Origin of the sequence: Acidovorax sp. ACV02 (assembly GCF_014851475.1) — a bacterium.
Taxonomy (GTDB): Bacteria; Pseudomonadota; Gammaproteobacteria; order Burkholderiales; family Burkholderiaceae_C; genus Acidovorax; species Acidovorax delafieldii.
Genome location: NZ_JACUZU010000003.1, coordinates 165878 through 179131, shown reverse-complemented (window position 1 = coordinate 179131; position 13254 = coordinate 165878). Strand labels below are relative to the sequence as shown.

The following is a 13254-nucleotide window of genomic DNA, read 5'->3' as shown; positions in this document are numbered from 1 at the left end:
ACTGTAGGCGGAGTCTGACAGCAGCGTGACGGTGTTATCCCGCAGCAGCTGCTCATTCTTCAGCTATCAAAACTGCAGCAATTAGGGTTTCTTCCTAGGCGTGGAAGCACGCTTTTTCCGCGCAAATTGCCACCACGGCAGCACGGTGCTCATGGCCTGCACCTCGCCGCAGTGCCAGGCGGTGTAACCCGGCAGCGTGGTCATGTGTGCCAGCCATTCAGGTGTTTGCAAGAGGGTGCGCAGTGCCAGCGTGGCGGGCTGGTCCAGGCTGGCTTTCAGGCATGCCAGGTGGTAGCGCTCGTGCACCAGGGGGACAAACTCCAGCCCGCGCGCGCGGGCCGCCAGCTCGATGCCCATGCCCACATCGGCAGCCCCTGCAGCCACGGCCTGGGCGATGGCGGTGTGGGAGGGCTCGTTGAGCGCGTAGCCCACGATGCTCCCTGGGTCCATGCTGGCCTGGGCCAGCAGGTCGTCCAGCAGCACCCGCGTGCCCGAGCCCAGCGGCCGGTTGATGAAGCGGGCGCCGGTGCGGGCCACATCGGCCAGGCTGCGCAGACCCAGCGGATTGCCGGGGGCCACGATGAGCCCTTGGGTGCGCTGTGCGAATCCAATGATCTTGTGCAGCCCGGGCTGTAGCAGTGGCTGGTAGGTGCGCGCGGTGAGCGACTGTGCGGCTGCGTCAGCCACGGTGTGAAAGCCCGCCAGGGTGCAACGCCCCTCGTTCAGCGCACGGATGGCGTCCACGCTGCCGGTGAACCGGATGTCGAGGTGCAGCGCGCCTGCATCGGTTTGCGTTGCGGCATGTGCACGCAGCGCCGCCAATGCATCGTCATGGCTGGCGTAGAGGGTGAGCACATGGGCGTTGGGGTCGAAGGCGACGGCAAACGCGCGCTCCAGGTCGGCGTGTAGCGCGGCAATCTGGGGCGCCAGGCGGGCCTGGGCCTGGCGTTCGGCCCACAGCAGCTTGCTGCCGAACTCGCTGAGTTGCGCCGACTGGCCCTTGCCCCAGATGATCAATTCGCCGCCCAGCTGGTCTTCCCAGCGTTTGAGGGCGCCCCAGACATGGCGGTAGGACAGGTCCAGCGCGCGCGCAGCGCCCGAGATGGAGCCACGCTCGGCCACCGCCTGCAACAGCTCGGGCAACGGATTGCGGATGAGCGCAGTGCCCGCGTCGCGGCTGAGTGTGTAGTGAAGTTGGACCCTATGCACGGGAGTTCATATCGCTGGATATTGGATGGGTGCCTACGATAGCCCAAACCGATCCCCTGGCCCATGTCCACCCTCACCGAAAGCGCGAGCACAGCGCTTGAACTCACCCTCTCGTCCGACCCTGTCCTCTGGACCATCGTGGGCCGTTCCTTGTCTGTCAGCGCCACCGCCTGTCTGATGGCCTGCGGGGTGGGCCTGGTGCTGGGCGCCTGGCTGGGCGTGGCCCGCTTCACTGGCCGTGGCGCCGTGCTGGCGGTGCTCAACACCTTACTGGCCGTGCCTTCGGTGGTGGTGGGGCTGGTGGTGTACCTGGTGCTCTCGCGCAGCGGGCCGCTGGGGTCGCTGGGCTGGCTGTTCAGCTTCAAGGCCATGGTGCTGGCGCAGGCCATTCTGGTGCTGCCGGTGGTCACCGCGCTCACGCGCCAGACGGTGGAAGACGCCGAGCGCGCGCATGGCGAGCAGCTGCGCTCCATGGGCGCCGGCCCGCTGCTGCGCAGCCTGCTGCTGGCATGGGACGAGCGGTATGCGCTGCTCACCGTGCTGCTGGCATCGTTTGGCCGCGCGATCTCCGAGGTCGGCGCCGTGATGATCGTGGGTGGCAACATCGACGGCTTCACGCGCGTGATGACCACCGCCATCGCGCTGGAGACCAGCAAGGGTGACCTGCCGCTGGCACTGGCGCTGGGCATGATTCTGCTGGCCGTGGTGCTGGCGCTCAATGTGCTGATTGCATTGCTGAGGCGCTGGCGCGAGCGGGTGGATGGCTCGGCCTCCAGCACGCCGGTGGGAGTGGCTGCATGAGCGGGCCTTTGCCAACCCCCTGGGTGGACCTGCGGCAGGTGACCGTGCGCTACGGCCGCGTGCAGGCGCTGGACCAGGTCACGCTGCGCATCGCACCCGGCGAGCGCGTGGCGCTGGTGGGCGCCAATGGCAGTGGCAAGAGCACTTTGCTGCGCGTGCTGCATGGCCTGGCCGACACGCATGGGGGCGGCCTGCAATGCGATGCGTCGCTGCGCCAGGCCATGCTGTTCCAGCGCCCGCACATGCTGCGCACCAGTGCCCAGAACAACGTGGCCCTGGCCCTGTGGCTGCGCGGCACCCGCTGGCGCGATGCGCGCCCGCTGGCCCTGACGGCCTTGCAGCGGGTGGGCCTGCAGGGCATTGCAGCGCAGAACGCGCGCACCCTGTCGGGCGGCCAGCAGCAGCGTGTGGCGCTGGCCCGTGCATGGGCCCTGCGGCCCGATGTGCTGCTGCTCGATGAGCCCACCGCCAGCCTCGACCCCCATGCCAAGCGCGAGGTCGAGGCCCTGATGGCCGACTTTGCGGCCAGCCACGGCGCGGCCGGCCCGGCACACCCCGTGACCATGGTGTTCAGCAGCCACAACCTGGGCCAGGTCAAGCGCCTGGCCAGCCGCGTGATCTACATGGAGCACGGCCGTCTGGTGGCGGACTTGCCGGTGCACGACTTTTTCAATGGCCCCCTGCCGGAGGCCGCCCGATTGTTTGTCAAAGGAGAGCTGGTATGACGCGAATTGACCCCCACGCTTCCCACTTCGTGTGGTCACTGCCCCCCAAGGGGGCCTTTTCATCTTGGAGCGGCCCGGCGATGAAAAATTTCAAGCCTTTTCGCGCGGTAGCGCTGGTGTCCAAAGCGCTGGCAGCTATTGTTTTGGTAGCGTCGGGTTCAGCGTTTGCGCAGAGCGTCACCATGGCCTCCACCACTTCCACCGAGCAGTCGGGCCTGTTTGGCTACCTGCTGCCCGAGTTCAAGAAGGCCAGCGGCCTGGACATCAAAGTGGTGGCGCTGGGCACGGGGCAGGCGCTCGATATGGCACGCCGGGGCGACGCGGACGTGCTGTTTGTGCATGACCAGGTGGCCGAAGAAAAGTTTGTGGCCGATGGCTGGGGCGTGAAGCGCTACCCCGTGATGTACAACGACTTCATCCTCATCGGCCCCAAGAACGACCCGGTGGGCACCAAAGGCAAGGACATCGTGCAGGCGCTGCAGAAGCTCTCTGCCGCCAATGGCAACTTCATCTCGCGCGGCGACAAGAGCGGCACCCACGCGGCCGAGCTGCGCTACTGGAAGCTGGCCGGTGCCGAGGCTGCAAATACATCAAAAGGCAGCGGCTACAAGGAATGTGGCTGCGGCATGGGGCCAGCGCTCAACATCGCGGCGTCAAGCGGCGCCTATGTGCTGGCCGACCGTGGCACCTGGCTCAACTTCAAGAACCGCGCGGACCTGGCCATTTTGGTCGAGGGCGATACCAAGCTCTTCAACCAGTACGGCGTGATGGTCGTGAACCCCGCCAAGCACCCGCATGTGAAGTCGCAGGACGCTCAGAAGTTTGTGGACTGGGTGGTGTCGCCCGCCGGCCAGCTGGCGATTGCGGGTTACAAGATTGGTGGCGAGCAGCTGTTCTTCCCGAACGCGGCGCAGTGAGCACTCCCCATGGCAAACCGTTCACCGGGGCGGTGGCCGCTGCAGCCGCCGGGCTGGCCTGGGCCCTGGCCGGTTGTGTGACCGCGCCCGCCCAGGCGCCCATGGCTGACGCTGCCCCCGTGCAGGTGTATGCCGCTGGCAGCCTGCGCGAAGCGTTTACCGACATCGCGCGCGACCACGAGGCCCGCACGGGCCAGAAGGTGGCGCTGACCTTCGGCGCCTCGGGCCTGCTACGCGAGCGTATTGAGAAGGGCGAGCCCGCACAGGTCTTTGCCTCGGCCGACACCGACCACCCGCAGCGCCTGGCGGCCCGGGGCGGCTGGCAGGCGCCTGTGGTGTTCACGCGCAATGCGCTGTGTGCGCTGACCAGCGAGCAGATCAGCGCCACCCCTGACACCCCCGACACCTTGTTGGCCACCTTGCTGCGCAGCGATGTGCGCGTGGGCACCTCCACGCCCAAGGCCGACCCGTCGGGTGACTACGCCTGGGCGCTGTTCCGCCAGGCCGACAAGATTCAGCCGGGTGCCTATGCCCAGCTGGACGCCAAGGCCCTGAAGCTCACGGGTGGCGCGGATTCGCCCAAGCCACCTGCGGGTCGGGGCACCTACGCGTGGGTGATGGACCAGCGCCAGGCCGATGTGTTTTTGACCTACTGCACCAACGCGGTAGCGGCCCAGGCTGAGGTGCCGCGCCTGCGCGTGGTGCAGCTGCCTGCAGCGCTGCAGGTTGGCGCTGCGTATGGCCTGACCGTACGCGCCGACGCGCCCGCTGTGGCGCAGGCGTTTGCCAGTGCGCTGCGCCAACCGGCCGCCCAGGCCGTGTTGCAGCGGATGGGGTTTGGGCAACCCTGACCGAGTTGCAGTCCGTTGACGTGCTGCGGGCGTGCACACCCGCGACTGCCCGCCTGGTGGGGCGGCGCGGCGTGTTTTTTGCAGCGTTCAGTCGTCATCGCGGTGATGGCTGCTGCGCCAGATGGCCCGCACCAGCCACAGGCCACACACCACCGCACCAAAGAAACCGAGGAACCCAAACGCTGGCAGGCCGAACAGCGTGGGCCCGCCTTTCACGGTCATCACGATGGACGAGCCAATGATGAGCGCGGCAATCACCAGCGCCATCGCCAGCCGGTTGGCCGACCGGTCGATCTGGTCGCCCACACGCTTGAGGTGGGCCAGCTCGATGCCCACCTGCAGGTGCCCGCGCCGCGCATTGCGCAGCAGCCGCCCAATGTCGTCCGGCAACTGCTCCACCGTGGCCAGCGCGCGCCGCAAGGTGCTCCAGGCCCGCCCGGCCAGCACTTTGGGCTCGTAGCGCGCGCGCACCACCTGCTTGAGCAGCGGCAAGGCTTCGGTCGCCATGTGGAAGTCCGGATCGAGGTTGCGGCCCATGCCTTCGAGCGAGATGAAGGCCTTGATCAGCAGCGCCAGATCGGACGGCAGGCCCAGGTGGTGTTCACGCAGGATGGCCGTCACGTCGGCCAGCATCTGTCCCAGGCTCAGTTGCGCCAGGGGCACGCCGTGGTACTGGTCCACAAAGGCCTCGATCTCGGTTTCGAGCTGGCCCAGGTTCAGGCCCTGCGCGTCGCCCGTCCAGTCCAGCAGCACATCGGCCACTGCCTGGGGCTGGTGCTCCACCAGGCCCAGCAGCAGCTGCAGCAGCTCGTCGCGCCGGCGCTGCGACAGGCGGCCCACCATGCCAAAGTCGATGAAGGCAATGCGGTTGCCCGGCAGGTAGAACACGTTGCCCGGGTGCGGGTCGGCGTGGAAAACGCCGTCCTTGACGATCATCTGCAGCACCGCCTGCGCGCCGCGCTGCGCCAGCACCGTGCGGTCAAAGCCTGCCTCGGGCGTCAGCGCGGCCAGCGCGCCGCCGGGTGTGCCGTCGATGAAGTCCTGCACGTTGATGCGCTCGCGCGTGTAGGCCCAGTGCACGCGCGGGATCACGATGTGGGGCAGTGCGGCCATGTTGGTGGCAATGCGTTCGGCCTGGCGGCATTCGCCCGCCAGGTCCAGCTCTCGGCGCAATGAGCGCGCGAACTCGCGCACCAGTTGCTGGGGCCGGTAGGGCTTGAGCGCGGGTAGCTCGGCCTCGGCCAGCGCGGCCAGGCGCTGCAGCAGGCGCAGGTCGGCCTGGATGGTGTCCGCAATGCCGGGGCGGCGGATCTTGACGATGACTTCGCTGCCGTCCTGCAGGCGGGCGCGGTGCACTTGCGCAATCGATGCGGCGGCCAGCGGTGTCGTGTCAAACCAGGCAAAGACGGCTTCGGGATCGGCGCCCAGGTCTTCGCGCAGTTGCGGGCGCAGTGCATCGATGGGCACGGCGGGCACCTGGCTGTGCAGCTTCTCGAATTCTGCAATCCACTCCGGGCCAAAAAGGTCGGCCCGGCCCGCGAGGATCTGACCAAACTTGACGAACGCGGGGCCCAGCTCTTCGAGTGCCAGCCGCACCTGCACGGGGGGCTCCACGCGGGCCAGGTCGGCGGCGTGGGTCCAGTTCAGCGCCTGGCCCGCGCGCTCCAGCCGGTCGGTCAGGCCCAGGCGGCGCACGGTGTCGCCAAACCCGTGGCGCACCATCACGCCCAGGATTTCCTTCAGGCGCCCCAGGTCGCGGGCAGTGTCCAGCGTCTCGATCAGCATGGGGCGATGATAGGTTCAGAAGTTCAGGGCGGGTTTGTTCACCATCAGGTAGAACACCACGGCCATGGCCACAAAGGCCGGGTAGCCCAGCGCCTCCCACCACCGGGCGTAGCGCCAGTACAAGGGCGGCAGCACGCCATCGCCTTGTGCGGACTGCGCCGCCTCTGCCGCCTTTATCGCCATGTCGCGCATGCGCAACTGCAGCCACACCACGGGCAGCCAGCAGGCACCGGCCACCAGGTACAGCGCCATAGACACCGCGAGCCACGGTGTGCTCCAGGGCAGGCCTGCCATCGCAGCCATGGCGAGCCCCGTGGCGGGCTGGAGGAACACCGTGGGCGTGGTGAACCACCAGTCCGCCCGCACCACCAGGCGCGTGACCACCGCCTGTGCCTGCACATTGCCGCTGCGGTTGGTAAAGAACATGTAGAACGCAGAGCCCAGCCCGGTGCCCACCAGCAGCACGCTGGAGATGATGTGCAGCCATTTGAGGGTGAGGTACAGGCTCATGGCTTTTGCGGAGAAGTGGCCTCGTCTTGCAGCAGCACCCACAGGATGGCGGCAATCGGCAGGTTTTTGGTCAGCGGCCCGAAGGGGTGCAGCCACCACGCAGGGTGTATGGCCGTGGCCAGCAGTGTCATGGCCAGCATCACCAGCAGGGCCGCTCCATACGCCTTGCGGCCGGGGCGGAGCGCCAGCCACAGCCCCAGCACCGCATCGGCAGCCGCCCCGGCCAGGATGATGGCGGTGGGCAGCCACGAGGCAGGGCCTTCGGTCCACGCGGTGGGCAGACCCGCCAGCAGCTCGCGGCTTTGGCCGTGCAGTTCCCACACGCTGACCACGGCGGTGGCCAGCCAGACGACCACGAGGCTGGCGCGCAACAGTTGGGCTGACGCGCGGTTCATGGGCTGGCCTTCTGCGCCGCAGAGGGCGCAGGGCCCTGCGCCTGCTGCCAAGCTGCAATGTCGGCAGCACGGACCGCCAGGAACTGCGCCAGGCGCTGGAACCGCTGCCGCGTCTTGCGGACAAAGACCCAGTCCACCACAGGCTCCATGACCGCCCGCAAGGCTGCGGGGACCACTTGAAAGGTATAGGTGTAGATCAGCAGGGACTGGTGGGGGCCTTGCTCTTGGTGGCGCATCGAGGCTGCCCACTGGGAGAAAGGGAACGAACGCCCAACCATGGCCGCAGCCGCGAGCACGGGGCGGTCATAGCTGACGAACTGCGTGCGCATGGACAGCGCCCGCAACGCGCCGGCGCCCAGGTTCTCGGTGGTGGCGCCCACACTGGGGCAGGGCGCACCGCTTTCCACGCTGGTACGGCGCACCAGCGAATCCCACTGGCACCGCCACTCGTGGTAGTGGAAGGCATCAAAAACAATGTCGGCACGCGCTGGCATGGGGAAGGTCAATTTCCGATGGGCCATGGGCTCATTCCTCCACCACATCGGTCACCATGCCCCACTTCGCAAACTCGGGGGCAAAGGCCTCCAGGAGCAGCAGGCTGGTGCTGGTGTGCGCCCCGCTGGGCAGTGGTTGCCCGGCTGCGAGCTGGCGGGCCAGCAGGATGGCGGCCATGCAGGGAATCTCGGGGCCATGGTCGTTATCGGCCGCAATGTGCCATGCGCGGCGCCGGGGCTGGCCTTGCGCATCCGCGCCCGCCACACGCACCACCATGCCGCCCAGCGGCGTGCCCAGAAAGTCCAGCGCGCCGCCCGCGTGGTGCATCAGCCAGGCCAGCTTTTCGGGGTGGGGCAGCACGCCCCAACGGCGCAACGTTGCCAGGGTGGCGAAGGCTCTTTGCGCCAGGCCGACCTCCAGGGCCGCGCGAAAGGTGACACGGTCGCGGGCCTGGTAATGGGCGGGAAAGATCTCCAGGTCCGGGATGTCGCAGACCGCCCCGAGGCGAGGGCGCAGCCGCTGGAACTGGACGGGGCTGGGCCGCGCCCAGCCCCGGTACGGCTGCCACCGGCCACCGTCCCACACGTCGATGGGTAGGCCGCAGTAGCTCAGCACGGCCGCCAGCGTGGCCTGGCCCCGGGGCGCCCGTTGCGCAGGGGCAATGCAGATGTCGATGCTGTCAATGCGCTGCCAGCCTGCACACAGGTGGTCGATGACGGCCGAGGACAGCGCGGGCACCGTGCTGGCGCCCGCGATGGCCGTGCGCCCGGCGGCAGTGAATGCAGCCTGCACCGCGGCCGGAAAGTCGCACACAAACCGGCGGCCGTCGGCCAGATCGATGTAGTGCGCCCCCGCCTCGGCCGCCGCCTGGGCCACGTTGTAGGCTTGCGCCTGAAAAGGGCCCGCCGTGTGGATCACCAGACCCACACCCCACTCGCGCAAGGTGGCGGCCAGGCCCGGCGCCTGGTGGTCCAGCGCCACGCCCTGTGCACCGTGGCCCAGCGTGGCGGCCAAGGCCTTCGCTTGCGAGGCATCCCGGCCCGCCACCAGCAGGGCAATGTGGTGGCGTGTGGCCTCATCGCCCACCAGGGCGCGACAGATGCGCGCCCCAAAATTGCCGTAGCCGCCCAGGACCAGGGTTTTCAGTGCAGCCATGGGGGTCATGCCCCCGAGGCCCAGGGCGTGCTGGGTTGCGTGGGCACAAAAGAGGTATCGCTGTCCCGGCCACTGCCCGGCGTGTGCAGCAGTGCTTGCAATGCGGCACGCTGCGACTGCAGTTGCGTTCGGTGCCAATTGGGCACGTCAGGCGCTGCAATGGGGCGGCTGAACAGGTAGCCCTGGATGTGGTGCAGCCCGGCGGCCGCGAGGGCCCGCAGCTCTTCGGGCGTCTCCACGCCTTCAACCACCACCGACAGGCCCAGGTCCCGCGCCAGGGAGCTGATGTGCCGCAGCAGCTTCTGGCGGCGGCGGTCGTGTGGCAGCTGGCGTACGAACAGGCGGTCGCATTTGATGCCGGCAATCGGTAGCTCGGCCAGCATGCCCAGGGACGAATACCCGGCGCCAAAGTCGTCCATCAGCACAGCCACGCCCAGGGCGCTCAGCGCGCTGATGGCCGCCACCATCTGGGGCCCCAGCGCAATGACGGCATGCTCAGTCATTTCGAGCTTCAGGGTGCGCGGGGGCAGGGCGCGCTGGGCCAACTGCAGGCCCAGCCACGGCGCGAAGCTTTCGTGCATCAGCGTGACTGGCGCCACATTGACGCTGATGGACACTGCGTCCATCCCCTGCGCTCGCCAGTGGCACAGATGGTCGAGTGCGTTGCACACAATCATGCGGTCCACCTCCGCCGTCTTGCCCTGCAGCTCGCACACCAGCAAGAAGGTTTCGGGGTTGATGCGGCCCAGGGTGGTGTCGGTCAGGCGCAGCAGCGCCTCCAGCTGTACCCCGCTGCGCTGGGTGTGGATGATGGGCTGGAAATGCAGGGCCAGGTTGTCGGGATGCAGCAGGCGGTCCAGGTGGTCGGCAATCAGCGACTGCTGAATATCGCTGTGGGCGTTGTGGGCCAATGCCGAGGTGCGCATCATCGACAACCCCCGCCGCAGCAGCTGCTGGCGTCCCGCGTCCGAGCGCAGGTTGCTCAGATGCTCCATGGCCACCGCCATCGCAAACACCAGCATCACGAAGAGCAGCGCGGCGCCATCGGACGCACCCTCGGGGTCGCCCAGGTGCATGGCAAAGGTGTTGACCAACAGCCAGTGCAGCACCAGGATCGCGCCGCCGCACAGCAGCTTGTCCGCCCAGTTCTGGGCCCGGTAGCGGGGGGTGAGTACACTGAGCTTGGCGGCGCGATGGCGGATGGCGCAGTAGCACGAAATGCCGGTGGCAATGCCCAGCGACAGCGCAGTGGCTGGCAGGTTGATCTGCCCGAAACTCTGCACGTGGCTGCTGGTGATGGTGAAGTGCCCTGCCAGCGTGCCCATCGCCAGCCACAAGCTGGCCAGCGCAATGCGGCGTTTGCTGGCGCCGGTGCTGAGGGTGGGGATGGTGAGCCGCGCACTCACCACCATGATGACCAGGCCGCTGAGCGCGGGCACCAGCTCCAGCACATGGTGCGACAGCTCGTTGTACAGGAACAGGCCCACCACATCCAGCGCCCACACGATGGAGCCAATGCACAGGGCTGCGTGCGATGCGCTGATGCGGCGGCTGGACGGGTCCACGGAATACGCGGTGTGCTCCACCAACTGCTGGCACACGTGCACGACCAGTGCCGCAAAAACCCAGAACAGCAGGCTCTGCAGCAGTGGCGGAAACCCCACCACAAACACCTGCATGGCGCCCTGCCAGATTGAAACCAAATCGTCCACGTGCTCCCGCCCTTTTTTGTATGCGGGTCATCATACGACCGTGGGGCGGGGCCAACGCGTAACAGCCTGTGGCGGGTGCGTGCTCCCGGGCGATTGGCTGCCATCTGGGAAGGGCGTGGGTTTCCAGTGATTTTTTGGATGCCATTTTCAATAATTCAACAATCGTTGTATTATCGATCCATGCAAGAAACCGATGTTGTCCGTGCCCTCGCAGCCCTGGCCCAGGAGGTCCGCTTGCGGGTCTTTCGTGCGCTGGTGGTGGCGGGCCCTGCGGGGCTGACCCCCGGTGATCTGGCCGCCCAGCTGGAGGTGGCGCCCAACACCCTGTCTTTTCACCTCAAGGAGCTGTCGCATGCCGGGCTCATCAGCCAGGAGCGACAGGGCCGCAACCTCATCTACCGCGCCGCGTTCGACACCATGAATGCGCTGCTGGCCTACCTCACCGAAAACTGCTGCGAAGGCCAGGCCTGTACCCCTGACGGCGCGGTTGCTTCCTGCCATTGCTGACCGTTCCTCACCGTTGCCCCAAGGAGAACCCCATGAAACGCTTCCACGCCCATGTGCATGTCGATGATCTGGCCCAAAGCATCGCCTTCTATTCCAAGCTGTTTGCTGCCGCCCCCACGCGGGTGGAGGCGGACTATGCCAAGTGGATGCTGGAGGACCCGCGCGTCAATTTCGCCATCTCCACGCGCGGCGCCAAGCCAGGTCTGGACCACTTTGGCATGCAGACCGACGACGCTCAGGAGCTGGCCGAACTGAAGGCGCGCGCCGAGGCCGCCGACATGGCCTTGCTCGACGAGGGCAACACCACCTGCTGCTACGCCCGCAGCGAAAAGCACTGGGTGACCGACCCGCAGGGCATTGCCTGGGAGCACTTTCACACCCTGGGCGACATCCCCGTCTTCAACGAAGCCACACCGTCTTCATCTGCGGGCGCCTGCTGCGCGCCAGCGGCGGTGGCAGCCCCTGCACCTGCGGCCCCTCGGGCGGCGTGCTGCGGCCCGACCACGGCCACAACCGCCAAAACCAGCTGCTGCTGAGAGCGCCGCATGACCGCTTTGAACGTTCTTTTTCTTTGCACCCACAACTCGGCCCGCAGCATCCTGGCCGAGGCCTTGCTCAACGACATGGCACCGGGCCGGTTCCACGCGTACTCGGCGGGCAGCAGCCCGCGCGACAACCAGCAACCCAACCCGCTGGGCCTGGAGGTGCTGCGTGCCGCGGGCATCTCGACCGAAGGCCTGCGCAGCAAAAGCTGGGACGAGTTTGCCGCCCAGGGAGCACCCGTGATGGACCTCATCATCACCGTCTGCGACAACGCGGCCGGCGAAGTCTGCCCCATCTGGCCCGGCCACCCCGCCACTGCGCACTGGGGCTACGCCGACCCGTCCGCAGGGGGAGGCACGGACGATGAAAAGCGCGAGGCTTTCCGCAAGACCTTGCACGCCATCCACCAGCGGCTGGAGCTGCTCATCAACCTGCCTGCTGACAAGCTCGAAAAGACCCTGCTGCAGCACACCGCGCGCGAGCTGTCGCGTGCCGCCGCCACGCCATGACGGTGCAGTGCAACCCGGCCGGAGCCGCCTTCCCGGCCCCCATGAGCGTGTTCGAGCGCTACCTCTCCGTGTGGGTGCTGTTGTGCATCGTGGTGGGCATTGCGCTCGGGCAATTCTTCCCCTCAGTGTTTCAGGCGGTGGGCCGCATGGAGATCGCCAAGGTCAACCTGCCCGTGGGCCTGCTGATCTGGGTGATGGTCATCCCCATGCTGGTGAAGGTGGACTTCGGTGCGCTGGGCGAAGTGCGCAAGCACGCCCGGGGCATTGGCGTGACGCTGGTGGTGAACTGGCTGGTCAAGCCGTTTTCGATGGCGTTGCTGGGCTGGCTGTTCATTCGCCACTGGTTTGCGCCCTACCTGCCTGCGGACCAACTGGACAGCTACATCGCAGGCCTCATCCTGCTGGCGGCTGCGCCTTGCACGGCCATGGTGTTTGTATGGAGCCGCCTCACGGGCGGCGACCCGCTGTTCACGCTGTCGCAGGTGGCGCTGAACGACAGCATCATGGTGGTTGCGTTTGCGCCGCTGGTGGCGTTCTTGCTGGGCATCTCGGCCATCACCGTGCCGTGGGACACCCTGCTGACCTCGGTGGTGCTCTACATCGTGATCCCGGTGGTGCTGGCCCAGTGGCTGCGCCGGTCGCTGCTGGCCCAAGGGCAGGCGGTGTTCGAGGCCGTCATGGCGCGCATGGGGCCCTGGTCCATCGCCGCATTGCTGGCCACGCTGGTGCTGCTGTTTGCGTTCCAGGGCCAAGCCATCCTGCAGCAGCCACTGGTGATTGCGCTGCTGGCCGTGCCCATCCTGATCCAGGTGTTTTTCAACGCGGGGCTGGCCTACTGGCTCAACCGCGCGGTGGGGGAGAAGCACAGCGTGGCCTGCCCATCGGCACTGATCGGCGCCTCCAACTTTTTCGAGCTGGCGGTGGCCGCCGCCATCAGCCTGTTCGGCTTTCACTCCGGTGCCGCGCTGGCCACCGTGGTGGGCGTGCTGATCGAGGTGCCGGTGATGCTGCTGGTGGTGCACCTCGTCAACCGCAGCAAGGGCTGGTACGAGCGGGCGTGAGCGACTGACAAAACTCCCCTGGCGTCGTTGTCTCGCCTTGTCGTACTGCTTGTACTGCCTGCGGCGAAACGCCTAGCCA

Annotated in this window: 15 protein-coding genes; 8 read left to right on the top strand and 7 right to left on the bottom strand. The window is 67.4% G+C overall.

Annotated elements, in window-relative coordinates:
• Positions 1-81: 81 nt before the first annotated feature.
• Complete coding sequence (locus IB236_RS08135) at positions 82-1209, bottom strand: substrate-binding domain-containing protein (RefSeq protein ID WP_192420001.1); 1128 nt, start codon at positions 1207-1209, stop codon at positions 82-84.
• Positions 1210-1272: 63 nt separating this feature from the next.
• On the opposite strand from IB236_RS08135, the gene IB236_RS08130 reads away from it, so the two are divergent.
• From IB236_RS08130 to IB236_RS08115, 4 genes are all read left to right on the top strand, one after another.
• Positions 1273-2010 carry an ABC transporter permease gene (locus IB236_RS08130; protein WP_099730913.1) on the top strand — a complete coding sequence of 246 codons (738 nt, stop codon included), beginning with the start codon at positions 1273-1275 and terminating at the stop codon, positions 2008-2010.
• Entirely contained in the window at positions 2007-2735 is a 729-nt protein-coding gene (locus IB236_RS08125; protein WP_056066886.1) for a phosphate ABC transporter ATP-binding protein, read from the top strand. The genes IB236_RS08130 and IB236_RS08125 overlap by 4 nt, the downstream gene beginning before the upstream one ends.
• Before the next feature lie 80 nt (positions 2736-2815).
• A complete protein-coding gene (locus IB236_RS08120) occupies positions 2816-3652 on the top strand; it encodes an extracellular solute-binding protein (protein ID WP_192419999.1) in 837 nt (278 codons plus the stop codon).
• Entirely contained in the window at positions 3649-4503 is an 855-nt protein-coding gene (locus tag IB236_RS08115; RefSeq protein WP_370539899.1) for a molybdate ABC transporter substrate-binding protein, read from the top strand. Before IB236_RS08120 ends, IB236_RS08115 begins: the two co-directional genes overlap by 4 nt.
• Before the next feature lie 87 nt (positions 4504-4590).
• On the opposite strand, the gene IB236_RS08110 is transcribed toward IB236_RS08115, so the two are convergent.
• From IB236_RS08110 to IB236_RS08085, 6 genes are read right to left on the bottom strand one after another with little or no spacing between them, the layout of a single operon-like run.
• On the bottom strand, positions 4591-6288 hold the full coding sequence (locus tag IB236_RS08110) for an AarF/ABC1/UbiB kinase family protein (RefSeq protein WP_192419992.1): 1698 nt from the start codon (positions 6286-6288) through the stop codon (positions 4591-4593).
• Positions 6289-6303: 15 nt separating this feature from the next.
• Complete coding sequence (locus tag IB236_RS08105) at positions 6304-6798, bottom strand: DUF2269 domain-containing protein (protein ID WP_192419989.1); 495 nt, start codon at positions 6796-6798, stop codon at positions 6304-6306.
• Positions 6795-7193 carry a DoxX-like family protein gene (locus IB236_RS08100; RefSeq protein ID WP_192419987.1) on the bottom strand — a complete coding sequence of 133 codons (399 nt, stop codon included), beginning with the start codon at positions 7191-7193 and terminating at the stop codon, positions 6795-6797. The genes IB236_RS08105 and IB236_RS08100 overlap by 4 nt, the downstream gene beginning before the upstream one ends.
• The gene (locus IB236_RS08095) at positions 7190-7714 is read right to left on the bottom strand and encodes an SRPBCC family protein (protein ID WP_192419985.1); all 525 of its coding nucleotides are present in this window, start codon (positions 7712-7714) and stop codon (positions 7190-7192) included. The genes IB236_RS08100 and IB236_RS08095 overlap by 4 nt, the downstream gene beginning before the upstream one ends.
• A 4-nt stretch (positions 7715-7718) precedes the next feature.
• On the bottom strand, positions 7719-8843 hold the full coding sequence (locus tag IB236_RS08090) for a saccharopine dehydrogenase family protein (RefSeq protein WP_192419983.1): 1125 nt from the start codon (positions 8841-8843) through the stop codon (positions 7719-7721).
• A 5-nt stretch (positions 8844-8848) separates the two neighbouring features.
• Entirely contained in the window at positions 8849-10555 is a 1707-nt protein-coding gene (locus IB236_RS08085) for an EAL domain-containing protein (protein ID WP_192419981.1), read from the bottom strand.
• 180 nt (positions 10556-10735) lie between these two features.
• Here IB236_RS08085 and IB236_RS08080 point away from each other — a divergent pair, with 180 nt between their 5' ends.
• The 4 genes from IB236_RS08080 to arsB are packed head-to-tail and all read left to right on the top strand — an operon-like array spanning position 10736 to position 13175.
• The gene (locus tag IB236_RS08080; protein WP_192419979.1) at positions 10736-11062 is read left to right on the top strand and encodes a helix-turn-helix transcriptional regulator; all 327 of its coding nucleotides are present in this window, start codon (positions 10736-10738) and stop codon (positions 11060-11062) included.
• 32 nt (positions 11063-11094) lie between these two features.
• A complete protein-coding gene (locus IB236_RS08075; protein ID WP_192419977.1) occupies positions 11095-11598 on the top strand; it encodes an ArsI/CadI family heavy metal resistance metalloenzyme in 504 nt (167 codons plus the stop codon).
• 9 nt (positions 11599-11607) lie between these two features.
• Positions 11608-12114: an arsenate reductase ArsC gene (locus tag IB236_RS08070; protein WP_099730904.1), complete on the top strand. Its 507-nt coding sequence runs from the start codon at positions 11608-11610 to the stop codon at positions 12112-12114.
• A complete protein-coding gene (gene arsB / locus IB236_RS08065; protein WP_225581030.1) occupies positions 12111-13175 on the top strand; it encodes an ACR3 family arsenite efflux transporter in 1065 nt (354 codons plus the stop codon). Before IB236_RS08070 ends, arsB begins: the two co-directional genes overlap by 4 nt.
• The last annotated feature ends 79 nt before the right edge of the window (positions 13176-13254 follow it).